General features: G+C 64.3%; 21 protein-coding genes. 12 read left to right on the top strand and 9 right to left on the bottom strand.

Annotation, left to right across the window (positions count from 1 at the left end; translation table 11 throughout):
* Positions 1–50: 50 nt before the first annotated feature.
* Together hemE and DUGA2_RS05555 are read left to right on the top strand one after the other, a co-directional pair.
* Positions 51–1,133: a uroporphyrinogen decarboxylase gene (gene hemE, locus DUGA2_RS05560; RefSeq protein ID WP_070267788.1), complete on the top strand. Its 1,083-nt coding sequence runs from the start codon at positions 51–53 to the stop codon at positions 1,131–1,133.
* Between the two features lie 783 nt (positions 1,134–1,916).
* Positions 1,917–3,950, top strand: coding sequence for a primosomal protein N' (locus DUGA2_RS05555; RefSeq protein WP_070267786.1), 2,034 nt, complete (start codon positions 1,917–1,919; stop codon positions 3,948–3,950).
* A gap of 96 nt (positions 3,951–4,046) precedes the next feature.
* Here DUGA2_RS05555 and DUGA2_RS05550 read toward each other — a convergent pair whose 3' ends face one another.
* Complete coding sequence (locus DUGA2_RS05550; RefSeq protein WP_070267784.1) at positions 4,047–4,937, bottom strand: ArgP/LysG family DNA-binding transcriptional regulator; 891 nt, start codon at positions 4,935–4,937, stop codon at positions 4,047–4,049.
* A gap of 144 nt (positions 4,938–5,081) precedes the next feature.
* Here DUGA2_RS05550 and DUGA2_RS05545 point away from each other — a divergent pair, with 144 nt between their 5' ends.
* Together DUGA2_RS05545 and DUGA2_RS05540 are read left to right on the top strand one after the other, a co-directional pair.
* Positions 5,082–6,524 carry a dihydrolipoyl dehydrogenase gene (locus DUGA2_RS05545; protein ID WP_070267783.1) on the top strand — a complete coding sequence of 481 codons (1,443 nt, stop codon included), beginning with the start codon at positions 5,082–5,084 and terminating at the stop codon, positions 6,522–6,524.
* A gap of 77 nt (positions 6,525–6,601) precedes the next feature.
* On the top strand, positions 6,602–7,738 hold the full coding sequence (locus DUGA2_RS05540; RefSeq protein WP_070267781.1) for an HD-GYP domain-containing protein: 1,137 nt from the start codon (positions 6,602–6,604) through the stop codon (positions 7,736–7,738).
* Between the two features lies 1 nt (position 7,739).
* Here the strand turns inward: DUGA2_RS05540 and DUGA2_RS05535 are convergent, their stop codons facing one another.
* Positions 7,740–8,222, bottom strand: coding sequence for an SRPBCC family protein (locus DUGA2_RS05535; protein WP_070267779.1), 483 nt, complete (start codon positions 8,220–8,222; stop codon positions 7,740–7,742).
* An 82-nt stretch (positions 8,223–8,304) separates the two neighbouring features.
* Positions 8,305–9,213, bottom strand: coding sequence for a LysR family transcriptional regulator (locus DUGA2_RS05530; protein ID WP_070267778.1), 909 nt, complete (start codon positions 9,211–9,213; stop codon positions 8,305–8,307).
* 101 nt (positions 9,214–9,314) lie between these two features.
* Between DUGA2_RS05530 and DUGA2_RS05525 the strand changes: the two genes are divergently transcribed.
* The 4 genes from DUGA2_RS05525 (at position 9,315) to DUGA2_RS05510 (ending at position 13,193) form a co-directional block, all read left to right on the top strand.
* Entirely contained in the window at positions 9,315–10,307 is a 993-nt protein-coding gene (locus DUGA2_RS05525) for a zinc-binding alcohol dehydrogenase family protein (RefSeq protein WP_070267777.1), read from the top strand.
* 52 nt (positions 10,308–10,359) lie between these two features.
* Complete coding sequence (locus DUGA2_RS05520) at positions 10,360–12,420, top strand: UvrD-helicase domain-containing protein (protein ID WP_071658856.1); 2,061 nt, start codon at positions 10,360–10,362, stop codon at positions 12,418–12,420.
* A gap of 64 nt (positions 12,421–12,484) precedes the next feature.
* A complete protein-coding gene (locus DUGA2_RS05515) occupies positions 12,485–12,940 on the top strand; it encodes a cache domain-containing protein (RefSeq protein ID WP_229212258.1) in 456 nt (151 codons plus the stop codon).
* A 37-nt stretch (positions 12,941–12,977) separates the two neighbouring features.
* Positions 12,978–13,193: a SlyX family protein gene (locus DUGA2_RS05510; RefSeq protein ID WP_070267772.1), complete on the top strand. Its 216-nt coding sequence runs from the start codon at positions 12,978–12,980 to the stop codon at positions 13,191–13,193.
* Here the strand turns inward: DUGA2_RS05510 and DUGA2_RS05505 are convergent, their stop codons facing one another.
* Entirely contained in the window at positions 13,194–13,661 is a 468-nt protein-coding gene (locus DUGA2_RS05505) for a heme-degrading domain-containing protein (protein ID WP_070267770.1), read from the bottom strand.
* Between the two features lie 49 nt (positions 13,662–13,710).
* Positions 13,711–15,345 carry a TonB family protein gene (locus tag DUGA2_RS05500; RefSeq protein WP_070267768.1) on the bottom strand — a complete coding sequence of 545 codons (1,635 nt, stop codon included), beginning with the start codon at positions 15,343–15,345 and terminating at the stop codon, positions 13,711–13,713.
* A 172-nt stretch (positions 15,346–15,517) separates the two neighbouring features.
* Here DUGA2_RS05500 and DUGA2_RS05495 point away from each other — a divergent pair, with 172 nt between their 5' ends.
* Positions 15,518–15,964, top strand: a complete 447-nt coding sequence (locus DUGA2_RS05495) for an SRPBCC family protein (protein WP_070267766.1) — start codon at positions 15,518–15,520, stop codon at positions 15,962–15,964.
* Between the two features lie 14 nt (positions 15,965–15,978).
* Here DUGA2_RS05495 and DUGA2_RS05490 read toward each other — a convergent pair whose 3' ends face one another.
* Positions 15,979–16,335 carry a hypothetical protein gene (locus DUGA2_RS05490; protein WP_141753198.1) on the bottom strand — a complete coding sequence of 119 codons (357 nt, stop codon included), beginning with the start codon at positions 16,333–16,335 and terminating at the stop codon, positions 15,979–15,981.
* 217 nt (positions 16,336–16,552) lie between these two features.
* A complete protein-coding gene (locus DUGA2_RS05485) occupies positions 16,553–16,825 on the bottom strand; it encodes a hypothetical protein (protein WP_141753197.1) in 273 nt (90 codons plus the stop codon).
* A 155-nt stretch (positions 16,826–16,980) separates the two neighbouring features.
* Between DUGA2_RS05485 and DUGA2_RS05480 the strand changes: the two genes are divergently transcribed.
* A complete protein-coding gene (locus tag DUGA2_RS05480; protein ID WP_070267759.1) occupies positions 16,981–17,538 on the top strand; it encodes a TMEM175 family protein in 558 nt (185 codons plus the stop codon).
* 1 nt (position 17,539) lies between these two features.
* Here the strand turns inward: DUGA2_RS05480 and DUGA2_RS05475 are convergent, their stop codons facing one another.
* Both DUGA2_RS05475 and DUGA2_RS05470 read right to left on the bottom strand, forming a co-directional pair.
* Complete coding sequence (locus DUGA2_RS05475; RefSeq protein WP_070267757.1) at positions 17,540–18,319, bottom strand: hypothetical protein; 780 nt, start codon at positions 18,317–18,319, stop codon at positions 17,540–17,542.
* Positions 18,312–18,677 (bottom strand): MmcQ/YjbR family DNA-binding protein, encoded by a 366-nt coding sequence (locus DUGA2_RS05470; RefSeq protein WP_070267755.1) that lies wholly within the window; start codon positions 18,675–18,677, stop codon positions 18,312–18,314. Before DUGA2_RS05470 ends, DUGA2_RS05475 begins: the two co-directional genes overlap by 8 nt.
* A gap of 215 nt (positions 18,678–18,892) precedes the next feature.
* On the opposite strand from DUGA2_RS05470, the gene DUGA2_RS05465 reads away from it, so the two are divergent.
* Together DUGA2_RS05465 and DUGA2_RS05460 are read left to right on the top strand one after the other, a co-directional pair.
* Positions 18,893–21,016 carry a M3 family metallopeptidase gene (locus DUGA2_RS05465; protein WP_229214602.1) on the top strand — a complete coding sequence of 708 codons (2,124 nt, stop codon included), beginning with the start codon at positions 18,893–18,895 and terminating at the stop codon, positions 21,014–21,016.
* A 25-nt stretch (positions 21,017–21,041) separates the two neighbouring features.
* Positions 21,042–23,168 (top strand): M3 family metallopeptidase, encoded by a 2,127-nt coding sequence (locus DUGA2_RS05460; protein WP_229212260.1) that lies wholly within the window; start codon positions 21,042–21,044, stop codon positions 23,166–23,168.
* Positions 23,169–23,212: the final 44 nt, after the last annotated feature.

Raw genomic sequence — 23,212 nt, 5'->3', positions numbered from 1 at the left:
ATCCGCGCAGGATGCGATAATAGTCTTTTGACCGATTTCGATTGCCTTCCATGCCACAATTTGCCCCGCTCCAGAACGACACCTTCTTGCGCGCGTTGTTGCGCCAGCCGACCGATCACACGCCTGTGTGGCTGATGCGCCAGGCGGGGCGATACCTGCCGGAATACCGCGCCACACGCGCCAAGGCCGGCTCCTTCATGGGCCTGGCCACCAATCCCGACTACGCCACCGAAGTCACCCTGCAGCCGCTGGACCGCTTCCCGCTGGACGCCGCCATCCTGTTCTCGGACATCCTGACGGTGCCGGACGCGATGGGCCTGGGCCTGTACTTCGTCGAAGGCGAAGGCCCGAAATTCGAGCGTCCGCTGAAAACCGAAGCCGACGTGCTGGCCCTGCGCGCGCCGGAACTGGGCTCGCTGGACTATGTGTTCAAGGCCGTGACCCAGATCCGCACCGAGTTGAACGGCCGCGTGCCGCTGATCGGCTTCTCCGGCAGCCCGTGGACGCTGGCCTGCTACATGGTCGAAGGCCAGGGCTCGCGCGAGTTCCACACCATCAAGAAGATGCTGTACAACCGCCCGGACTTGATGCACCACATCCTCTCCATCAACGCCAAGGCCGTGGCGGAGTACCTGAACGCCCAGATCGACGCCGGCGCCCAGGCGGTGATGGTGTTCGACTCGTGGGGCGGCGCCCTGGCCGACGGCGCCTACCAGGAGTTCTCGCTGAAATACATGCAGCAGGTGGTTTCCCTGCTGAAACGTGACAAAGACGGCGTCAAGATCCCGGCCATCGTCTTCACCAAGGGCGGCGGCCAGTGGATCGAGCAGATCGCCGACATCGGCGCCGACGCGGTCGGCCTGGACTGGACCGTCAACCTGACCCAGGCGCGCAAGCTGGTCGGCCACAAGGTCGGCCTGCAGGGCAACCTGGACCCGGCCATCCTGTTCGCCAGCCCGGACCAGATCCGCGCCGAAGTCCACAAGGTGCTGGACGCCTACGGCAAGCCGACCGACGGCAATGGCCATGTATTCAACCTGGGCCACGGCATCTCGCAGTTCACGCCGCCGGAGAACGTCGCCGCCATGGTCGAAGCTGTTCACAGCCATAGCAAGGCTCAGCGCGCCGGTTGATGTAGTCTGCGAACAAAGGGCACGTTTCGCAAGAGGCGTGCCCTTTTTCATTGGTGCGCGGGGGAAAGCAATACCGACTTATGCACAATTTTTTTTGCTGCGGAAATAATAGGCAGTGCTTTTTTCGTAGCCCGTGGAGACTGCGCAAGTCGTTGATTATGAACGGTTAATTTTTTTGCCGAAGAGGCAATAGATAGCAAGTCGTAAACCTTGACGGGGGACTGAAACTAGTTTATTTCCTCATTGTCCACAAAGTTATCCACAAAAACTGTGGATAAAAAATAAAAGTACTTAGTAAACCGTGACTTAGCCATAATGTTGCTGTTTTGCCTGAGCTTTATGTTGCGTTGCACGATTTTTAGGCAAAGTTTTGGCCGTGATAACGAAGTTGCGAACAGACAAACCTCACACATAAGGTATCTGTATTGCAGTCCACTGAACGTACCGTGTTGTGCTTTGCAATATCGGTGGATAAGTTCTAAAAAATGCTTGATTTCGCCAAAAAAACCATCCTAAATACTTCACTTATGCACAGCGGCGGAGAAAAAACGCGAATTTTTCTTCTCCTAGGAAGCATTTTCCAAGTGTTTGATTTTAAAGAGAAATAATTTTGAATTTTTGCCCGGTTTACGACGATACCAAGTTTGATGTCTATGCTTTCCGGGGATTAAGATTCCTTTGTCCACAAAGTTATCCACAAAAACTGTGGATACATCAAAGCGCCCCAGTCGGGGCGGTATTTGCGCCCAATTGCCGCAAGAATTTTCTACTGTGACGGGATCTATGCAGGGCCTTTTCCACCATTGCATTCTTCAGATTGCGCTCGACACGCCGTTGAACGCGATTTTCGACTACCGCTGGCATTGCGACGCGGCAGAGCAGCCGCAGGTCGGCCAGCTGGCGCTGGTGCCGTTCGGCCGCCGCGAGGTGATGGGCCTGATCGTCGGCGTCGCGGCCGAGACCGATGTGCCGGTGGATAAGTTGAAGGATGCGCTGGCCGTGCGCAGCCAGCTGGGGCCGCTGTCGCCGCAGTGGCTGGCGCTGGCCGGCTTTGCCGCCGACTATTACCAGCGTCCGCTGGGCGAGGTGGCGCTGCCGGGCTTGCCGAAGAATCTGCGCGTGCTGACCACGGTGGCGCTGGACCGGGCGCTGAAGAAGCTGGCCAAGCTGGATACGCCGCACGACGGCACGCCACTGAACATGCCGCAGCTCAATCCCTCGCAGCAGGCGGCGGCGGACGCCATCGGCGGCGCTCAAGGGTTTAAGCCAACGCTGCTGTACGGCGTGACCGGCAGCGGCAAGACCGAGGTCTACCTGCAATCCTGCGCGCAGGTGCTGGCGCGCGACGCCGACGCCCAGATCCTGATCCTGGTGCCGGAAATTAATCTGACGCCCCAGCTGGAGGGCAATATCCGCGCGCGCTTCCCGGGCGTGATGCTGGCGACCTTGCACAGCAGCTTGTCCGAAGGCGAGCGCATGCTGCACTGGCTGGCGGCGCACCAGGGCAAGGCGCGCATCGTGCTGGGCACGCGGCTGGCGATCCTGGCGTCGCTGCCGAACCTGAAGCTGATCGTCATCGACGAGGAGCATGACCCTTCGTACAAGCAGCAGGAAGGCTTGCGCTACTCGGCGCGCGACCTGGCCGTGTGGCGGGCGTGGCAGCTGGGCATCCCCATCGTGCTGGGGTCGGCCACGCCGTCGCTGGAGAGCTGGCACCACGCGCAGTCGGGCCGCTACCGCAAGCTGGAATTGCGCGAGCGCGCCGTCAAGGACGCGGTGCTGCCGCAGGTCAAGCTGCTGGACATGGAGCGCGACAAGCCCAAGGACGGGCTGACGTCCCATTTAATCGCGGCGATCAGGCAGCGCATGGAGCGCGGCGAGCAGTCGCTGCTGTTCCTGAACCGGCGCGGTTATGCGCCGGTGATCTGCTGCGAATCCTGCGGCTGGATCAGCGAATGCACGCGCTGCACCTCGTTCATGGTGCTGCACCGCCCGGAGCACCGGCTGCGCTGCCACCATTGCAGCCTGGAGATGCGTATCCCGCGCCATTGCCCCACCTGCGGCAATGTCGACCTGCAACCGCTGGGGCGCGGCACGCAGCGCGTGGAGGAGGGCTTGCAAGCGATGTTCCCGGAAGCGCGGGTGTTGCGCATCGACGCCGATTCCACCCGCAAGAAGGGTAGCGCGCAGGCGGCCTTCGATACCGTGCACCGGGGCGAGGTCGATATCCTGATCGGCACGCAGATGGTGGCCAAGGGGCATGACTTTAAAAGGCTGACGCTGGTGGGCATTCTGAATCCGGACACGGCGCTGTTTTCGCAGGACTACCGCGCCAGCGAGCGCCTGTTCGCGCAATTGATGCAGGTGGCGGGCCGCGCCGGCCGCGCCGCCCGCACCGAAGGCGGCAGCGCCAGCGAGGTGCTGATCCAGACCCGCTATCCGCAGCATCCGCTGTACGGCGCGGTGGTGAACCATGATTACGACCACTTCGCGTCGGCGCTGCTGGAGGAGCGCGAGCAGGCCGCCTTGCCGCCCTATCTGTTCCAGGCGCTGCTGCGGGCCGAGGCGCCGGAGCTGGCCACGGCCATCGAATTCCTGACCATCGCCCGCGATTGCGTCGAGCATCCGGGCATCACGATCAACGATCCGATTCCGATGAGCATGACGCGAGTGCACAACGTCGACCGCGCCCAGTTGCTGGTGGAGTCGGCGTCGAGGCCCATGCTGCAAGCGTTTCTGAGGGAGTGGTTACTCACTCTGCGGGAAATGAAGAGCCGCGTGAAGTGGTCGCTGGAAGTCGATCCGCTGGATATTTAACTTTGGGGTCAAGTCTGACATTTGGACACGAGCTCATGAGTCAAGAGCGATAACGGCTGGGTCCGTGTCCAAATGTCAGACTTGACCCCAATCTGTTTAAAGCAAGAAGCGCCTGGCGGTGGCGACGATCTGCTCGGTCAGCGCGCGGGTGAACGGGGTGTCCAGGTTCCAGGCGTGCCAGTTCAGCGCCACGTCGACGTAGTGTCCGGGCGCCAGGTCGACCAGGCGGTCGTTGGCCAGCGCGCTGGACACCTGGATCTGCGGCATCAGCCCGTAGGCCAGGCTGCCGTGGATGCACTCGGTCACGGCGGCCGACTGCGGCATGGTGTGGTGCGGATACGGGCCGTTCAGGTCCAGCACCGTGCGCAGGAAGCCGGCCATCATGTCCTGGTCGCTGACCACGGCCGGCGCCAGCCGCGCCGCCTCCAGCGAGAAACCATCGCCAAACCAGTGGCCGGCAAACGCCGGCGTCGCCACGCACACATAGCGCAGCTTGCCCAGCGGGGTCACGTCCGGGCCGTTGGCGTGCGGGTCGGGATGCTCCTGGGCGGCGGCGATGCTGCCGAACACGCTACCCTCCTGCACCAGATGCAGGGCCATGCGCTGGTCGGCCAGCTGCACCTTCAACTGGCAGCGCGGCGGCGACAGCAGGGGCTGCAAGCTCATGGGGAACCAGGTCGCCAGGCTGGCGGCGTCGACCGCCAGCGCGATTTCCGGCATGCTGACCTTGTGCCCGAGGTCGATATCCAGCGCCGCCTCCATCAGCTTGACGTTGCGGTGGTGCGACACCAATCGCTGGCCCAGCCCGGTCGGCACGGCCGGCTGGCCGCGCACGATCAGCAGGCGCCCGGCCGCGTCCTCCAGCGCCTTGATGCGCTGGGACACGGCGGATTGGCTGATGCCCAGCGCCAGGGCGGCTTTTTCGAAGCTGCCCTGGCTGGCGACGGCGTCCAGCACGGCGAGTGCGCGATAGTCCAGTGTTCCCATAAGCTGCACTTATAAAAATTTGAAACGATAAGAGATACTAATACTCTTTTGCTCTGAAGTAAAACTCGATTACAAGCAATCGTGCGCGGCCGCCGGATTTGCCCGCCGCCGATGCCCATCGGCCAAACGGTGTAGACTTTACGCATGAAAACGCTACACACCGAAGTCGCCGTCATCGGCGCCGGCACCGCCGGCATGACCGCCTACCGCGCCGCCACCACCGGCGGCAAAAAAACGCTGCTGATCGAATCCCACGTCTACGGCACCACCTGCGCCCGTGTCGGCTGCATGCCCAGCAAGCTGCTGATCGCAGCGGCCGAGGCGGCGCATGCGCTGCAGGCGGCGCCGGCCTTCGGCGTGCATGCCGGTGAAGTGCGCATCGACGGCAAGGCCGTGATGGCGCGCGTGCGCAGCGAGCGCGACCGGTTTGTCGGCTTTGTCGTCGACAGCGTCAACGGCTATCCGGCCGAGGACAAGATCCATGGCCATGCGCGCTTCGTCAGCGCGACCCAATTGCAGATCGACGAGCACACGCTGGTCGAGGCCGGGCGCTTCGTCATCGCCACCGGCTCGACGCCCATCGTGCCGGACGAGTGGCGCGCGGCCGGCCCGCGCGTGATCACCAGCGACGAGGTGTTTTACTGGGACGACCTGCCGGAATCGATCGCCGTGGCCGGCACCGGCGTCATCGGCCTGGAGCTGGGCCAGGCGCTGGCGCGTCTGGGCGTGCGCGTGACCGTGTTCGGCCGCGGCGGCAGCGTCGCCCAGCTGAGCGATCCCGAGGTGCTGGACGTGGCGCGCCGCGCCATGGCGGACGAGCTCGACGTGCGCTTCAAGACCAAGGTAGTGCAGGTGGTGCAGCGCGATGACGGCCTGGACGTGACCAGCGAGGACGCCGGCGGCCAGCGCCGCACCGAGCATTTCAGCTACCTGCTGTCGGCGATAGGACGGCGCCCGAATGTGCACAAGCTGGGCCTGGAGAACACCGGGCTGGAGCGCGACCACCAGGGCATACCGTTGTATGACAAGCAGACGATGCAGTGTGGCCGGAGCGCCATCTTCATCGCCGGCGACGCCGACAACGAACGCCCGCAATTGCCGGAAGCGGCCGACCAGGGCCGCATCGCCGGCGACAACGCGGCGCGCCACCCGGCCGTGCAGGCCGGCCTGCGCCGCACGCCGCTGACCATCGCCTTCACCGAACCGCAGATCGCCACGCTGGGCGCCAGCTACGAGGAATTGTGCGCCTCCCATGCCGGCCGTTTCGCCGTCGGCAAGGTGTCGTTTGAAAACCAGGGCCGCAGCCGCGTGATGTTGCAGAACAAGGGCATGCTGCGCGTGTACGCCGCGTACGACACCGGCCGCTTCCTGGGCGCCGAGATGCTCGGCCCGCGCGCCGAGCACGTCGGCCACCTGCTGTCCTGGGCTTGCCAGGCCGGGCTGACCGTCAGCGCCATGCTGGACATGCCGTTCTACCACCCGGTGGTGGAGGAAGGCGTGCGCACCGCGCTGCGCGACCTGGCGCACCAGCTGGCCAACGCGCCGGCCCACGATTGCGCCTGCGTCGATTGCACGCCCGGGCCCTAGGCTCAAAATACAACAAACTCACACATTCTCACCGAAACCCCGTATGCTGCTGGCTCGATAGTTTTTTATCAACGGCAATGAAGATACGTAAAGTGACGGCGGCCGATCTGAAACTGGGCATGCTGATACCGTGGAATGTGTACGGTGAGAATGGCGCGCTGCTGGTCCGCAAAGGTCATATGATCGCCAGCGCCAATCAGATCGATTATCTGGTGGAGCGTGGTTCCTTCGAGGATCACAGCGGCGGGCAGGATGCGGCCAGGGAGCCGGACTCGGCGCTGCGCAAGCTCAACGCCGCCAGCCTGGCGTTGCAGACCCTGCTGCCATCGCTGGCCGCGCACGCCGCGCCGCCCGATCTGCGCCGCCGCCTGGAAGAGGTGGCCCTGCTGGTCGCCGACGCCGTGGCCGTCAACGTCGATGCCGCCACCGCCACCCTGCTGCACAATCAAACGGCCACGCCGTACGCGGTGCGCCACAGCATCGACACCGCCGTCATCGCGCAGGTGCTGGCGAAGGCGAAGCAGCTGTCGCCGGAAGATACGCTGAGCCTGACGCTGGCTGCGCTGACCATGAATGTCGCCATGCTGGCGCAACACCAGCGCCTGCAGGACAGCCGCGCCGAACCCAACGCCGCCGACCGCGCCGCGCTGCTGGCCCATCCCGAGGCAGGCGTGCTGCTGCTGCGCCAGGCCGGCATCAGCGACCAGGCCTGGCTGGACTGCATCCTGTACCACCATGAAAACGAAGACGGCAGCGGCTATCCGCTGCACAAGTCGGGCGCGCAGATTCCACCGCTGGCGCGCCTGCTGGCGCTGGCCGACCGTTACGCGGCCCGCGTCGCCGAGCGCGTCTGGCGCAAGACGCTGGCGCCGCACGCGGCCTTGCGCGATCTGTTGCTGGAGTCGAACGTCACCATCGACGGCAATCTGGTGACGCTGCTGATACGCGAGCTGGGCATCTACCCCATCGGCACCTGGGTGCGCTTGATCAACGGTGAGATCGGCGTGGTGTCGCGCCGGGGGCTGCAATCGACCACGCCGCATGTGACGTCGGTGATCGGTCCGCGCGGTGCGCCGCTGGAGCTGTTCCTGCAGCGCGACACGCGCGGCGAACTGCACGCCATCCGCGAAGTGCTGGGCACGGCCCAGGTGGCCGCGCTGCAGGCGCCGCCGCTGCGCATGGAACAGGTGTGGGGCCGCACCGCGGCGGTCTGAATCAGTTCAGCAGCGCGTCCAGCCGGCCCTGCTGCGCCAGGTCGCGCAGCACGCGGATGGTGTCGATATCCGATTCCTGGTAGGCCGAGCGGCGGAAATCGTCGTACATCGCGTTGGCGGCGTCGGTCGCCGCATCGTGGCCGTCGTCGTACTGGAAGCGCACGTACAGCGTGTCGGCGGTCGGCGTTTCGATGGTCATCGTCAGGCTGGACTGGCTGATGTCCTGCTGCGCCGCCACCTCGTAGCGCACCTGGCGCATCGGTTCCAGCACCACGCGGTCGTCGATGACCAGCTCGCCGTAGCGCAGGCTGCGGCTGAAGCCGTTTTCGCTGCGGTCGGTGATGGTGCATTCGTCCAGGTGGGGCACGAACAGCTTGGGCGATTCGGCGCGCAGCACCAGGCCGCTCCACAGTTGCTTGATGCTCAGCGCGTCCAACAGCGGGTTGAGCGGGTCGTTGATTTCTATCAGATGTTCGAATTTCATAGGAAAACCATGTCAAAGCCAGGCGCACGCGCGCCTCATCCCCGCATGGTAACGCATCTGTCACAAAGACGACTGCGCCGGCTCAGGCGATGTCCTCGTCCCAGTACGGTTCCGGCCCGAAGCGCCGGCTGAAGAAGTCGATGAAGGCCTGGCTCTTGGGCGGCAGGAAACGGCGGTTCAGGTAGACGGCGGAAATCACCGAATCGGTGGTCTGGTAGCCCGGCAACACCCGCACCAATGCGCCGCTGCGCAGCTGTTCCGCCACCAGCCAGGTCGACGACAGGCCGATGCCCAGGCCGGCGATGGCGGCGTCGCGCAGCGCCTCGCCGTTGTCGCTGCGGAAGCGGCCGCTCACGCGCACCAATAGCTCGCTGCCGTCGCGCTCGCGCAAGCGCCACGGGTTCATCGCCTGCAGCACCAGGCATTCGTGCTGCAGCAGGTCGGACGGCTGCTGCGGCACGCCGCGCTGGCGCAGGTAGTCGGGCGAGGCGCACAACACCAGCTTGCTCGGCGCCAGCGGCCGCGCCACCAGCGCCGAATCGCGCAGCGGGCCGATGCGGATGGCGACGTCGATGCCGTCCGCCGCCAGGTCGTGCGTGCTGTCGGACAGGCGCAAGTCCAGCTGCACGCCGGGATGCTCCTTCAGGAACTGCGGCACCTCCGGCACCAGGTAGAGCCGGCCGAACGTCACCGAGGCCGCCACCCGCAGCAAGCCCTGCGGCTGGGCGTTGCCGTGGCCGACCGCCGCCGACGCCTGCTCGGCCGCGTCCAGCAGCGCCATCGCCCGTTCGAGGAAGACTTCGCCGTCCTGCGTCAGCGTGATCTGGCGCGTGGTCCGGTGCAGCAGGCGCGCGCCCAGCTGCTTTTCCAGCTGCGCCATGCGGGTGCTGGAGGCGGCCGGCGACAGGCCGAATTCGCGCCCGGCGGCGGACAGGTTGCGGGTCGCGCACACCCGCACGAATAGCGCCACGTCGGTCAGGTCCAGAGCCATTTGATTGTTTTGATGAAGAATGATTTCATCATTATGCCAATTATCAAATCAAATGCGGCAATTCATACTGCGTCCATCCAAACTTATTTCAAGGAAACGCCATGAAAGCCATCGCCGTCACCAGCACCGCCCTGCAAGACGTGGAAATCGCCGTGCCTGCCGCCAGCGGCCACGATCTGCTGGTCAAGATCGAAGCCATTTCTGTCAATCCGGTCGACACCAAGGTGCGCGCCGGCGAAGCGGGCGACGCCGCCCCGCGCGTGCTGGGCTGGGATGCCGCCGGCACCGTCACCGCCGTCGGCCCGGACGTGACGCTGTTCAAGGTCGGCGACACCGTCTACTACGCCGGCAGCATCACCCGCCCCGGCGCCAACAGCGAATTCCATCTGGTCGATGAACGCATCGTCGGCCGCAAGCCGGCCAGCCTGGACTTCAGCCACGCCGCCGCCCTGCCGCTGACCTCGATCACCGCGTGGGAAGCGCTGTTCGACCGCCTGGCGATCAGCCGCGACGGCGCCGACGCCGGCAAGCGCGTGCTGGTGATCGGCGGCGCCGGCGGCGTCGGCTCGATCGCCATCCAGCTGGCCAAGCAGCTGGCCGGGCTGACCGTGATCGCCACCGCCTCGCGTCCCGAGTCGGCCAAGTGGGTGCGCGAGCTGGGCGCCGACCATGTGATCGACCACAACGGCGACATGGCGGCGCAGCTGCTGGCGCTGGAGATCGCCGGCGTCGACTACGTGCTGTGCCTGAGCGACACCGATCCGCACTTCGACGCCATCGCCCAGGTGGTGGCGCCGCAGGGCAAGGTGGCCAGCATCGTCCACAACACCGCGCCGCTGGACATGGACAAGCTGTTCGCCAAGAGCGTGACCTGGGTGTGGGAAATGATGTTCACCCGCTCGATGTTCGGCACGCCGGACATGATCGAACAGCACAAGCTGCTCAATGAGGTGGCAGCGCTGATCGACGCCGGCAAGCTGAAAACCACGCTCGGCGAGGTCTACGGCAAGATCAGCGCCGCCAACCTGCGCCGCGCGCACGAGGCGCTGGAAGGCCGCCGCACCATCGGCAAGATCGTGTTGTCGGGCTTCTAAGCGGCCGGGGGCTGTACAATGACTGGCTGTTCCCTAGCCAGATCGTCGCCCGATGTCCAAAGCCCCCCAATTCGGTCTTAATGTCCCGCAAAGCGAGGCCGTCATGTACCTGGACGGCCCATGCCTGGTGCTGGCCGGCGCGGGCTCGGGCAAGACGCGCGTGATCACCCAGAAGATCGCCCACCTGATCGAGGACCGGGGCTACGATCCGCGCACCATCGCCGCGCTGACCTTCACCAACAAGGCCGCGCTGGAGATGCAGGAGCGTATCGCCAAGCTGCTCAAGCAACCGCGCCAGGCCAAGCAGCTGACGGTGTCGACCTTCCACTCGCTGGGCGTGAAGATCCTGCGCCAGGAAGCCAACGGCGTCGGCCTCAAGGACCGCTTCTCCATCATGGACGCCGACGATTGCGGCTCGCTGATCCAGGATCTGGCCATCACCACCGACAAGCAGGTGGTGCGGCGCATCCAGACCGACATCTCGCTGTGGAAGAACGGCCTGGTCGATCCGATGATCGCGCTGGACAAGGCCAAGGACGAGGACGAGGCGCAATCGGCGCGCATCTACGCCAGCTACGTGGCCACGCTGTCGGCCTACCAGGCGGTGGACTTCGACGACCTGATCCGCCTGCCGGTGGAACTGTTCCGCAACAACGAGCCGATCCGCGACAAGTGGCAGCGCCGCCTGCGCTACCTGCTGATGGACGAGTACCAGGACACCAACACCTGCCAGTACGAGCTGGTCAAGCTGATGGTGACGGGCGTCGGCAAGAAGCCGATGTTCACCGCCGTGGGCGACGACGACCAGGCGATCTACGCCTGGCGCGGCGCGTCGGTGGAAAACCTGAAGACGCTGCAGACCGACTTCCCCGACCTGGCGGTGATCAAGCTGGAGCAGAACTACCGCTCCACCACCCGCATCCTGCAGGCGGCCAACGCGGTGATCGGCAACAACCCCAAGCTGTTCGAGAAATCGCTGTGGTCCGAGCACGGCCTCGGCGAGCCGATCAAGGTGCTGGGCATGGCCAACGACGACCAGGAAGCCGAGCAGGTGGCGATCATGATTTCGGCCGACCATTTCGAGCGCAAGAACAAGTGGTCGGACTACGCCATTCTGTACCGCGGCAACCACCAGGCCCGCATCATCGAGCAGTCGCTGCGCAAGGAGCGCATTCCGTACACGATCTCCGGCGGCCAGAGCTTCTTCGACAAGGCCGAGATCAAGGACATCATCAGCTACCTGCGCCTGCTGGCCAACACCGACGACGATCCGGCCTTTATCCGCGCCGTCACCACGCCACGGCGCGGCGTCGGCCAGTCGACCATGGAAACGCTGGGCACCTTCTCCGGTCAATGGCAGTGCTCGCTGTTCGAGGCGGTGTTCAAGGGCGGCATCGAAGCCCTGCTGACCGACCGGCAGCTGGGCCCGCTGCGCGACTTCTGCAACTTCATCAACAACCTCGAAGCGCGCGCCAGCCGGCCCGGCCCGAGCGGCAGCGGCGACAACGCGGCCCAGGTGCTGGACGACCTGCTGGAAGCGATCAACTACGAATCCTATCTGTACGATATGTTCGACGAGCGCGCCGCCCAGGGCAAGTGGCAGAACGTGCTGGAGTTCACCAACTGGCTGAAGGAGCGCGGCCGTGGCGGCAAGGACCGCGACGGCGAGGAAAAGAACGTGCTGGAGCTGACGCAGATGGTGGCGCTGATGTCCATGCTCGAAGGCCAGGACGAAGACCCGGACGCGGTGCGCATGTCGACGCTGCACGCGTCGAAGGGGCTGGAGTATCCGCACGTGTTCCTGGTCGGCGTCGAGGAAGGCATCCTGCCGCACAAGGGCGACGCCGATGCGCCGGCCGAGACCATCGCCGCCCGCGTGCAGGAAGAGCGGCGCCTGATGTACGTTGGCATCACGCGCGCGCAGCGCACGCTGCAGATCACCTGGTGCAAGAAGCGCAAGCGCGCGGGCGAACAGGTGCATTGCGATCCGTCGCGCTTCATCAAGGAGATGGAGCTCGACGTCGGCACCGCCGTGCCGGCCGAGTCCGAAGTGATGACGCCGAAAGAGCGGCTGGCACGGATGAAGGAACTATTAACCACACCGAAGACGTAATCGGGCCGGCCTTGTGCTAGCATCGGCTTGTGCCGTTCCGGCGCGATACCGACGGAGGTGATTCTTGCGTACCCAACTCATTGCGTCTCTTGTTTTCGCCTGCGCCCTGCTGCCGATGGCACATGCCGCAGACTTCGCCACCAAGCCGGAAGCCGAGGCGATGGTGAACAAAGGCTTGAAGTTTTTGAAGGCCAACGGCAAGGAAAAAACCTACGCCGAGATCAACAAGAAGGATGGCCAGTTCACTGACCGCGACCTGTATCTGACCGTGTACGGCCTGGACGGCGTGGTGCGCGCGCACGGCGCCAACGCCAAGATGATCGGCAAGAACCTGCTGGAAATTAAGGACGTGGACGGCAAGGCCTTCGTCAAGGAGCGCGTCGAGCTGGCGAAGAAAAAGCAGCCGTTCTGGCAGGACTACAAGTTCACCAATCCGACCAGCGGCCAGATCGAGCCGAAGTCCATGTATTGCGTGCCGGAAGACGACATGGTGGTCTGCGGCGGGGTCTACCTCAAGTGAGGCTGTAGAATGCGTGCTTTCCAGCAGGGAGTATGCCGTGAGCACCACCGAAGACCGCTTCATCGATATTGAAACCAAACTGGCGCACCAGGAGTACATCGTGGAGTCGCTGAACCAGCGCGTCTACGAGCAACAGCAGCAGATCGACAAGCTGGAGCAGATGTGCGCGGCGCTGGTCCAGCATGTGCGCGACCAGGCCCAGGGTAGCGGAGGCGGCGGCGCCTTGGCGCACGAACCGCCGCCGCATTACTGATCAGGCCAGCACGGCCCGCAGCGCCTCGACCACGATGGCATGGTCTTCCGCCTGGCGCAGGCCGGAGACGGTGGCCGTGCCGATCAGGCCGACATTCTTGACCACGACCGGGAAGGAACCGCCGTACGGCGCGTATTCCTTCGGGTCCAGATACTTCACGTCCTCGAACACCACGCCGCGATTTTTATAATCGGTGCCGATGTGGAAGGAGCAGCGGCCGAAGCGCGTCACCACATTGCTCTTGCGGCGTATCCAGTCGGCCTGGTCCGGCGTGGCGCCCTGCATCGCGTGATGGAACAGCACCTTGCCGTTGACGGTGACGTTGACCGTGACGCTCTTGTCGCGCTGCCTGGCCAGCTCGATCACTTTCAAGCCCAGCGCCAGCGCGGTGTCGCTGGTGAAGGTGGTGAATTGCAATTCCTTTTCCTGCTGCGCCAGGGTTTCCAGCAGCTCGGCGTAATTTTCCATACTTGATCCTAGTCCGGTACAAGACGGCAGTGTAGCCGAGCCGCCCGGATTAGCGGAAGACGAATCGCGGGGCGGCTGCCCGCTGCTCGGCCTTCTCCCGCCACTGCTGGGCCTGCGCCGCATCCGGCTTGAGCCCCAGCTCGCCTTTTTCGTAAGCGGTGGCCAGGCGGCGCATGGCGGACAGGAAATTCAGCTCGGCCGAGCGCCGGTACAGATCGACCGCGTCCGACGCGCTTTGCGGCACGGCGCGGCCGGCCTCGGTCAGCGTCGCCAGGCGATACAGGCCGTCCGGATTGTTTTGCGCGGCGGAAGCCTGGTACAGCGAGGCTGCCTTGCTCAAGTCCTTGGCCATGCCCTTGCCCTGTTCGTACATGTGGCCCAGCGCCGCCTGCGCATTGCCGTTGCCCTGGGCGACAGCGCGCGTGTACCAGTCGCGCGCGGCGGCATAGTCCTGCGCCACGCCGCTGCCGATCTCGAAGGCATAGCCGATGTTGTTCTGGGCGGTGGCATTGCCGGTCTTGGCGGCGATGCGCTGGAAGACCAGGCCCTGGACCGGATCGGCCTTCTCGCCGAGCAGGCCGTAGGTCAGCACGAGGCCCCAGCGGATCTGCGAGGCGGTGTCGCCATCCTGCGCGGCCCGGCGCAGGTAGAGGGCGCCTTCCTCGTCGCTGTGGAACACGCCTTCGCCGCGCAGGTACATCGTGGACAGATCGCGCTCGGCGGCGGGATTGTGCTGGGCCGCCGCCCGTTCCAGCCATTGCTGCGCCAGCGGCAGGTCTTTCTCCACGCCCCGGCCGTACAGGTAGAACATGCCCAGATTGGCCTGGCCCCAGGCATGGCCGCCTTCGGCCGCCTTGCGGTACCACTCGGCCGCGACGGCGCGGTCGAGCGGCACGCCACGGCCGTAGGCGTGCAACAGGCCGATATTGTTTTCCGCCTGATGGTCGCCTTGCCCGGCCGCCTTCAGATACCAGTCCATCGCCTGCGCGTAGTCTTGCGCGACGCCATTGCCGCGTTCGTAGCGGTAGCCCGTTTCAACCTGTGCCCGCACGTGGCCGGCTTCGGCGGCCTTGTGGTACCAGACCGCCGCTTCGATCTGGTTGGATGGCGCGCTGTGGCCGATGGCCAGCCGCAAGCCCAGCAGGTACTGTGCTTCCGGCAGGCTGTGGTCCAGCACCGTGCGGAACTGGCCCAGCGTGACGGCCTGGTTGGCTTCGCCATTGCTGTAGGCCTTGGCCAATTGGTACAGCGCATCGGCATCGCCGGCCAGCGCGGCGTCGCGGTACTGGTTGACCGCCGCCAGGTCGGGCTTCAATGAGGACGGGCCGTCCAGCGTCCAGACATACTGCATCTGCTGCCAGGCGCTGACCGGCTTGCCGTCCACCATGCCGGGCTTGAAGCGGCAGGAGCGCAGGCCGGCCACCGCCGCGTCGTCCAGCAGCGGGAAGCCGCTGGAGCGGGTGATTTTGGCGTCGGCGACGTTGCCGTCGGTGCCGATCAGGAAGGCCAGCGTGACGGTGCCGGTCTGTTCCTTGCGCAGTGCTTCCTTCGGCCAGACCGGCTTGGCGCAGCCCTGGAAATCCGCGGTGCTGAGCTTGGGCGCATCCGCGGCGCAAGCGCCCAGCGAGATCGTGGCGCCCAGTGCCGCGGCCAGCAAGCCTTTGGTGGAAAAAGTCCGGGCCATAGCGTATCCTTAATGTTTCATATTTGAAAACAGGCAGGATAGGTGCAAAGTCCTTCCTTGTCCATTACGGACAGGATAGGTGCGGCCACCGTCATCCCGCGTGTCGAATTGTCTGGGCGTCGTTCGTCGTATGGATGGAGGGACGTCCTCTACACTCACAGGAGCAACGATCATGACGACGAATACCGTACAACTGCACCGCGTTTTCAAATCCAAGGCCGACCGCGTCTACCGCGCCTTCCTGGACGCCGCCGCGATGGCCAAGTGGCTGCCACCGCATGGCTTTACCAACACCGTGCATGAGCTGGACGCCAGGGTAGGCGGCCACTACCGCATGTCGTTCACCAACTTCACCACCGGCGGACAGCACAGCTTCGGCGGCGAGTATCTGGAACTGGTGCCGAACGAGCGCCTGGTCTACACCGGTACGTTTGAAGACCCGAATCTGCCGGGCTCGATGAAGACCACGGTGACGCTGCGCGACGTGTTCTGCGGCGTGGAGGTGAAGGTGGTACAGGAAGGCATCCCGGCGGTGATTCCGGTGGAGGCGTGTTATCTGGGCTGGCAGGAATCGCTGGTGCTGCTGGCGCAGCTGGTGGAGCCCGAGATACGCGAGTGATGGCGGCCAGCGCATTAGAGCAGGCCGAAGAGTTTCACGACCAAGCTCATCGTGCCTAGGGCTGTGCTCAGGCAGATGCTTAGCAGAATGCGGAAGTCGACGGTGCGTATCTTTGTCAGTTGCTCATGCACGCGAACAAACTCGGCATGTACACGAGCAAATTCGGCATCCGCACGAGTGAAGTTGGCATCCACACGAACGAAGCCGATGTCCGTACGAACGAAGCCGGCGTCCGTACGGACGAAGCCAGCCAGCATTTCCTCGCGTAGCCGGGATATGGCCTGGCCTTGGTAGTCGATTGCGGTCTCAAGATGCGCAACATGCTCGGCGATGTGGTGCAGTTCCTGCTGGGGCTGATGATTGCCATTCATGGTGAGCTCCTCGGAGGCATTCGCCACTCTACGCCGGCGTGCATGCGCAGCATAGCGCGCACGATTGATGCAGGTCTCAACGGAACGGCGACCTCGGCAGTGAAGAAAACATTCAGGCGGTGTTGCAATAAAAGTGAGGCGGGCCTAAGCTACCTGTTGCCTTTTTGGGAGCATATTCGGCTCGCTTTCTTACGCTAGCGGATGAGATGTAGCGTGACTAGAGCAGACCAAAGACTTTGATGACCAGGCCGACGGTACCCAGAGCCGTGCCCAGGCCGATACTCAACAGGATGCGGAAATCCGTGGTGCGTATCTTCATCAGTTGCTCATGCATGCGAACGAACTCGGCGTCGTTGCGGGTGAACCCAGCCCGCATTTCCTCGCGCAGATCCTGTACGGCCTTGCCTTGGTAGTCGATCGCCGTCTCAAGGTGCGCAACACGTTCGGCGATGCGGTGTTGTTCCTGCTGGGGCTGATGATTGCCATTCATGGTGGACTCCTCTGCGGCATCCTCCACTTTACGCCAGCATGCATGCGCAGCATAGCGCGCACGATTGATGCAGCTCTGAACGCTACGGCTGTCCCCGGCAGTGAAGGATTCGGTTAAGCTTGCCGTAATTTTTTTTAGACAAGTGGGGAGCAGGCATGGGCAAGGGCAGGTTGGAGGCATTCAGCGATGGCGTCATCGCCATCATCATCACCATCATGGTGCTGGAACTGAAGGTGCCGCATGGCGCGGACTGGGCGGCGTTGCAGCCTTTGTGGCCGGTGTTCCTCAGCTATGTGCTGAGCTTTATCTACGTTGGGATTTATTGGAACAACCATCATCACTTGATACACACCGTCAGCCAGATCACCGGCGGCGCGCTGTGGGGCAATCTGCATTTGCTGTTCTGGCTGTCGCTGGTGCCGTTCGTCACCAGCTGGGTCGGCGAGAACCATTTCGCCGCACTGCCGCTGGCCTGCTATGGCTTCATCCTGTTCATGTCCAGCAGCGCCTACTTCATCCTGGCCAAGTGCCTGGCGAATAACAACGAGGCGCTGCGCGTTGCGCTGGGCAAGGACCGCAAGGGCAAGCTGTCCTCGCTGCTGTATTTGATCGGCATCGGCGTTTCCCTGCTCGCACCGATGGCCGGCTTTGCCATCTATGTGGCCGTGGCGATGCTGTGGTTCATCCCTGACCGCCGCTTCGAACGCCGCTGATCTAGCTGCCGCAGTGCTCGGCAATGCGCGTCCATACGCGGCGCGCATCGGCCTGCATGCGGACTCCCGTTTGCCCCATCGCCTGCATGGCCTTGGCCACGGCCGCCGCCTCTTGCGGCGTCTTGGCGCCGGCCTGCGCTTTGGCCAGCGCCGCCATGGCTTGCGCGCGCCCGGCGTCCATCGCCGCCTGCTGCTGAGGCAGAGCCGCCAGCGCTTGCTGCGCTTTGGCGCGCTCCTCCGGCGTGCCGTTCTTCGCCATCTGCTCCATCATCGGCCGCAGCGCTTCCATGCTGGGTGCGCCTGGCGTGGGCGCCAGGTCGGCCTGGTCGATGAATTCCCAGGTGTTTTCGCTCAGGCGGCGCACCGTCAGCTGGTAGCGCCCTGCTGCGCACTGGGCGATGTGGACGATGCTGTCGGCGCCGCCAGTGGTCGACAGCGTCTTGCAGGCTGCCGCCCCCAAGTTCGGCGGCAGCACCGGCGCGCCGGCCGGACGCGCCGGCACGCAAAAGCGGATCGGGCCGTCGCCCTTGAAGTCCTGCCGGGCTTTCCCGCCGGGGACGGTGGTGGTGGCCGTGACGTCGCCGCTGGCGCCGTCCGTTTGCTGGCGGGCGCTGGCGCCGGAGCCGGGCATGCGCATCGTGCCGTCGGTATCGATCTGGTACAGGCCCGGCGGCGGCATCACTTGCTTGAAGGTGGAGACGGAGACGGCCGCGGCGCAGCAGCCGGCGGCCAGCAGGCCGGCCAGGGGAAGCAGGCGGAACATGGGCTTGTCCTTATTCATCGTGCGTTGCCAACGCCTTTTGCCTGGCCTTGCTGAGCGACTCCACCGCGCGGCGGTACGACGCCGCCACCAGCTCGGCCAGGTAGTCGGCCGGGAACTGGCCCACATCGACGATCGTCACCCAGTGAAAGCGGCCCATGTAGCGGGCCGGCTTCACGCCCGGGCGGTCGGTCAGCTCCAGGAAGCGGTCCGGCGTCACGCGCAGGCTGAAGCGCCATTGCTCAGGCTCGCTGGTCTTGAAATACGCGAAGGTCTTGTCCTCGACCTTGTAGACCAGGATATTCGATGGTTCTCCATGCAGGGTTTCCACCGCGCCGGGGTACTGCCGGCAATGCCGTTTCAGCTGTTCAGTATTCATGTGTATGGCCACGTTGCATCGAAACGTCAGTGTAGCTGCAAAAATGACAATTCGGCAAAGCTTTCTTCGGGAAATGCCCCCGCTTTCCAACCAAGTGCAGTGCAGCATTTTTTGCCAGTGACTGCCGCCATGTCACCCTGATATGATCTTGCGCTTCCATGCTGCGCTTCGCTGCGTCAGCATTTTCCTTCGTCGTTTAAATGAAAGATGTGATCATGTCCCGTCCTCAGATGCTCGTTATCGCGGCCGCCCTCGGCCTGGCTTTCACCCAGACCGTGCTGGCTGCTCCCGCTGCCGCGCTGGCCGGCAATCCGCTGGCCGTCGCCAGCAAGCTGCCGTTCCACTACCCGGCGTTCGACCAGATCAAGGACGAGCACTTCAAGCCGGCCTTCGTCGAAGGCATGCGCATCCAGCTGAAGGAAATCGAGGCGATCGCCAACAACAAGCAGCCGGCCACCTTCGAGAACACCGTGGTCGCGATGGAAAAATCCGGCGAGCTGCTGACCCGCGTGCAGACCACCTTCGGCAACCTGCAGGGCGCCAACACCAACGACAAGCTCGACGCCATCGACAGCGAAATGTCGCCGAAGCTGGCCGCCCACGGCGACGCCATCTACCTGAACGCCAAGCTGTACGCCCGCGTCAAGTCGCTGTACGACAAGCGCGACAAGCTCAAGCTCGATGCCGAATCCAAGCATCTGCTGGAACGCTATCACACCGATTTCGTCCGCGCCGGCGCCCAGCTGTCCGCCGCCGACAAGGAAAAACTGAAGACCATCAACGGCACCATCGCCACGCTGCAAACCACCTTCACCCAGAACGTACTGAAGGAAACCAATGCCTCGGCGCTGGTGGTCGACACCCGCGAAGAGCTGGCCGGCATGACCGACGCCGCCATCGACGCCGCCGCGGCGGCCGCCAAGGCCAAGGGCCTGGACGGCAAGTTCCTGGTCGCCATCGTCAACACCAGCGGCCAGCCGCCGCTGGCCGTGCTGACCAACCGCGCCGTGCGCGAGCGCCTGATGGCCGCGTCGCTGACGCGCGGCAGCCACGGCGGCGAATTCGACAGCCGTGAAACAGTGCTGAAAATCGCCAAGGCCCGCGCCGAGAAAGCCACGCTGCTGGGTTACGCCAACTTCGCCGCCTACTCGCTGGAAGACCAGACCGCGCACGACACCAGCGCCGTCAACAAGCTGCTGGGCGAGCTGGCCAAGCCCGCCGTCAACAACGCCAAGAAGGAAGCGGCCGACCTGCAAGCCGTGGTCGACGCCGACAAGGGCGGCTTCCAGATCGACGCTTCCGACTGGGCCTTCTACACCGACAAGGTGCGCGCCCAGCGCTTCGCCTTCGACGAGAACCAGCTCAAGCCTTACTTCGAACTGGACAACGTGCTGGTCAACGGCGTGTTCTACGCCGCCGGCAAGCTGTACGGCCTGTCGTTCAAGGAGCGCAAGGATCTGCCGGTGTACAACCCGGACGTGCGCGTGTTCGACGTGTTCGACGCCGACGGCAAGCAACTGGCCATCTTCCTGGCCGATATGTACGCCCGCAGCAACAAGCAGGGCGGCGCCTGGATGAACGAGTACAGCTCGCAGTCGACGCTGCTGGGCACGCACTCGGTGGTGGCCAACCACCTCAATATTCCCAAGCCGCCCGCAGGCGAGCCGACGCTGCTGACCTACGATGAAGTCAAGACCGCCTTCCACGAGTTCGGCCACGCGCTGCACGGCATGTTCTCCAACGTGAAGTACCCGCGCTTCTCCGGCACCAGCGTGCCGCGCGACTTCGTCGAATACCCGTCGCAAGTGAACGAGATGTGGGCCGTGTGGCCGGAAGTGCTGGCCAACTACGCCAAGCACTACAAGACCGGCGCGCCTATGCCCAAGGATCTGCTGGACAAGGTCATCGCCTCGAAGAAATTCAACCAGGGCTTCCTGACCACCGAGTACCTGTCGGCCTCGCTGCTGGACCAGCGCTGGCACCAGCTGACCCCGGCGCAAATCCCTAGCGACGTGCTGGGCTTCGAAGCGGCATCGCTGAAGGACATGGGCGTGGACTTCGCGCCGGTGCCGCCGCGCTACCGCACCACCTACTTCTCGCACAGCTTCAGCGGCGGCTACTCGGCCGGCTACTACGCCTACCTGTGGTCCGAGAAGCTGGACGCCGACACCGTCGAATGGTTCAAGGAAAAAGGCGGCCTGAAGCGCGAAAACGGCGACTGGTTCCGCGCCAAGCTGCTGTCGCGCGGCGGCACCGACGATGCGATGAATTTGTTCCGCAACTTCCGCGGCCGCGATCCTATCATCGAGCCGCTGCTGGACCGTCGCGGCCTGAAATAAGATAAACCGTTTATAAGAAAACCAGATGAACACCAATATGATTATCGCCGCCGGCGTGGCGGCCATTTGCAGCGTCGCGCATGCGGCCGAGCCGGCTTCCATGCTGCCGGCCAGTAATGCCTTCGCCAAGGCCAGCACGCTGCCGTTCGGCTACCCGCCGTTCGACCAGATCAAGAACGAAGACTACGGCCCGGCCTTCGCCGAAGGCATGCGCATCAACGCCGCCGAAATCGAAGCCATCGCCAACAACAAGCAGCCGGCCACGTTCGAGAACACCATCGTCGCGATGGAGAAATCCGGCCAGCTGCTGTCGCGCGTGTCCAGCGTGTTCGGCAACCTGTCCGGCGCCAACACCAACGACAGCTTCAAGGCGCTGGAGCGCGAGCTCTCGCCCAAGCTGGCGGCCCACAGCGACGCCATCCGCCTGAACGCCAAGCTGTACGCCCGCATCAAGTCGCTGTACGACAAGCGCGCCAAGCTGCACCTGGACGCCGAGTCGCTGTACCTGCTGGAACGCTACAACACCGACTTCGTGCGCGCCGGCGCCAAGCTGTCCAACGCCAACAAGGAAAAGCTGAAGGCGCTCAACGGCGAGCTGGCCAAGCTGTCCACCAGCTTCGCCCAGAACGTGCTGGAAGAAGCCAACGCTTCGGCGCTGATCGTCGACACCCGCGAAGAGCTGGCCGGCATGTCGGACAAGGCGATCGACGCCGCCGCCGCCGTCGCCAAGGCGCGCGGACTGGAAGGCAAGTTCGCCATCCCGGTCGTCAACACCACCGGCCAAGCCAACCTGTCGGTGCTGACCAACCGCGCCGTGCGCGAACGGCTGATGGCCGCCTCGCTGGCGCGCGGCAGCCATGGCGGCAAGTTCGACAACACGCAAGTCGTGCTGAAGACGGCCCAGCTGCGCGCCGACAAGGCCGCGCTGCTGGGTTACGCCAACTTCGCCGCCTACTCGCTGGAAGACCAGACCGCGCACACGCCGGAAGCGGTCAACAAGATGCTGTCCGAGTTCGCCCGTCCGGCCGTCGCCAACGCCAGGAAGGAAGGCGCCGAGATCCAGGCTGTGATCGACAAGGAACAAGGCGGCTTCCAGCTGGCCGCGCACGACTGGTCGTTCTACAGCGACAAGGTGCGCGCCGAGCGCTTCAACTTCGACCAGAACCAGCTCAAGCCCTACTTCGAGCTGAACAACGTGCTGGTCAACGGCGTGTTCTTCGCCGCCAACAAGGTCTACGGCCTGACCTTCAAGGAGCGCAAGGATTTGCCGGTCTACGATCCGGACGTGCGCGTGTGGGACGTGTTCGACGCCGACGGCAAGCAGCTGGCCATCTTCATCGGCGATTACTATGCGCGCAGCAATAAGCGCGGTGGTGCCTGGATGAATGCCTATGTGTCGCAGTCCAAGCTGATGGGCACGCATCCGGTGATCGCCAACCACCTCAACATTCCCAAGCCGAACGCCGGCGAGCCGACGCTGCTGACCTACGACGAGCTGCGCACCACCTTCCACGAGTTCGGCCATGCGCTGCACGGCATGTTCTCCGACGTGAACTATCCACGCTTCGCCGGCACCCGCGTGCCGCGCGACTTCGTTGAGTTCCCGTCGCAGGTCAACGAAATGTGGTCGGTATGGCCGGAGGTGCTCGCCAACTACGCCAAGCACTACCAGACCGGCGCGCCTATGCCGCAGGAATTGCTGGACAAGGTGATCGCGTCGAAGAAATTCAACGAGGGCTACCGCACCACCGAGTACCTGGCCGCTTCCATCCTGGACCAGAAATGGCACCAGCTGGGCGCGCAGCAGATCCCGGCCGATGTGCTGGGCTTCGAGGCGGCATCGCTGAAGGCCGCCGGCGTCGACTACGCGCCGGTGCCGCCGCGCTACCGCACCACCTACTTCTCGCACGTGTTCGCGGGCGGCTACTCGGCCGGCTACTACGGCTACCTATGGTCGGAGAAGCTCGATGCCGACACCGTCAACTGGTTCACCGAAAACGGCGGCATGCTGCGCAAGAACGGCGACTGGTTCCGCAAGATGCTGTTGTCGCGCGGCGGCACCATGGATGCGATGCAAATGTTCCGCAACTTCCGCGGCCGCGATGCGCAGATCGAACCGCTGCTGGAGCGCCGTGGCCTGACTGAAAAGTAAGCTGCCGTTCAGCAAGGAACATGGGGCCGGGCTCGATTTGTGTA

Origin of the sequence: Duganella sp. HH101 (assembly GCF_001758795.1) — a bacterium.
GTDB lineage: Bacteria > Pseudomonadota > Gammaproteobacteria > Burkholderiales > Burkholderiaceae_D > Rugamonas > Rugamonas rivuli.
This window is presented reverse-complemented; position numbering and strand designations above follow the sequence as displayed.

What these genes read in the sequence shown, in the direction of transcription:
- DUGA2_RS05555 (WP_070267786.1), top strand. Translation starts at nt 1,917, where the DNA reads ATGCAGGGCCTTTTCCACCATTGCATTCTTCAGATTGCGCTCGACACG.
- hemE (WP_070267788.1), top strand. Translation starts at nt 51, where the DNA reads ATGCCACAATTTGCCCCGCTCCAGAACGACACCTTCTTGCGCGCGTTG.
- DUGA2_RS05525 (WP_070267777.1), top strand. Translation starts at nt 9,315, where the DNA reads ATGAAAGCCATCGCCGTCACCAGCACCGCCCTGCAAGACGTGGAAATC.
- DUGA2_RS05500 (WP_070267768.1), bottom strand. Translation starts at nt 15,345, where the DNA reads ATGGCCCGGACTTTTTCCACCAAAGGCTTGCTGGCCGCGGCACTGGGC.
- DUGA2_RS05545 (WP_070267783.1), top strand. Translation starts at nt 5,082, where the DNA reads ATGAAAACGCTACACACCGAAGTCGCCGTCATCGGCGCCGGCACCGCC.
- DUGA2_RS05535 (WP_070267779.1), bottom strand. Translation starts at nt 8,222, where the DNA reads ATGAAATTCGAACATCTGATAGAAATCAACGACCCGCTCAACCCGCTG.
- DUGA2_RS05520 (WP_071658856.1), top strand. Translation starts at nt 10,360, where the DNA reads ATGTCCAAAGCCCCCCAATTCGGTCTTAATGTCCCGCAAAGCGAGGCC.
- DUGA2_RS05465 (WP_229214602.1), top strand. Translation starts at nt 18,893, where the DNA reads ATGTCCCGTCCTCAGATGCTCGTTATCGCGGCCGCCCTCGGCCTGGCT.
- DUGA2_RS05485 (WP_141753197.1), bottom strand. Translation starts at nt 16,825, where the DNA reads ATGAATGGCAATCATCAGCCCCAGCAGGAACAACACCGCATCGCCGAA.
- DUGA2_RS05490 (WP_141753198.1), bottom strand. Translation starts at nt 16,335, where the DNA reads ATGAATGGCAATCATCAGCCCCAGCAGGAACTGCACCACATCGCCGAG.
- DUGA2_RS05550 (WP_070267784.1), bottom strand. Translation starts at nt 4,937, where the DNA reads ATGGGAACACTGGACTATCGCGCACTCGCCGTGCTGGACGCCGTCGCC.
- DUGA2_RS05475 (WP_070267757.1), bottom strand. Translation starts at nt 18,319, where the DNA reads ATGAATAAGGACAAGCCCATGTTCCGCCTGCTTCCCCTGGCCGGCCTG.
- DUGA2_RS05460 (WP_229212260.1), top strand. Translation starts at nt 21,042, where the DNA reads ATGAACACCAATATGATTATCGCCGCCGGCGTGGCGGCCATTTGCAGC.
- DUGA2_RS05540 (WP_070267781.1), top strand. Translation starts at nt 6,602, where the DNA reads ATGAAGATACGTAAAGTGACGGCGGCCGATCTGAAACTGGGCATGCTG.
- DUGA2_RS05480 (WP_070267759.1), top strand. Translation starts at nt 16,981, where the DNA reads ATGGGCAAGGGCAGGTTGGAGGCATTCAGCGATGGCGTCATCGCCATC.
- DUGA2_RS05530 (WP_070267778.1), bottom strand. Translation starts at nt 9,213, where the DNA reads ATGGCTCTGGACCTGACCGACGTGGCGCTATTCGTGCGGGTGTGCGCG.
- DUGA2_RS05470 (WP_070267755.1), bottom strand. Translation starts at nt 18,677, where the DNA reads ATGAATACTGAACAGCTGAAACGGCATTGCCGGCAGTACCCCGGCGCG.
- DUGA2_RS05495 (WP_070267766.1), top strand. Translation starts at nt 15,518, where the DNA reads ATGACGACGAATACCGTACAACTGCACCGCGTTTTCAAATCCAAGGCC.
- DUGA2_RS05505 (WP_070267770.1), bottom strand. Translation starts at nt 13,661, where the DNA reads ATGGAAAATTACGCCGAGCTGCTGGAAACCCTGGCGCAGCAGGAAAAG.